The sequence below is a fragment of the Paraburkholderia sp. SIMBA_027 genome, from assembly GCF_046535315.1.
Classification (GTDB): domain Bacteria; phylum Pseudomonadota; class Gammaproteobacteria; order Burkholderiales; family Burkholderiaceae; genus Paraburkholderia; species Paraburkholderia tropica.
In genome coordinates, this window is the sequence record NZ_JAWRWY010001233.1 from 1 (window position 1) to 250 (window position 250).

Genomic DNA, 250 nt, shown 5'->3' on the forward strand with positions numbered 1-250 from the left:
GTTTGGAGTGAGGACCGCTGACCCTCGGTAGGCACCACGCCGCGCCTCACGAAAGCAGGATCACATGACCGTCTCTCCCCTGGCTTGGGGCGTCACCATCGTCATCATCGTGGCGCTGCTCGCGTTCGACTACTTCTTCCACGTCCGCAAGGCTCACGTCCCCACGTTGAAGGAAGCGGCCCTCTGGTCCTCCATCTACGTGGGCATCGCAGTGCTGTTCGGCGTCGGGGTCCTGGTTTTCGGCGGGGCG

At 64.0% G+C, this 250-nt stretch carries 1 pseudogene; it reads left to right on the forward strand.

What is annotated here, in order from left to right:
• Positions 1 to 64: 64 nt before the first annotated feature.
• Positions 65 to 250 (forward strand): annotated as a pseudogene (locus SB764_RS43075) (TerC family protein); the annotation flags it as partial.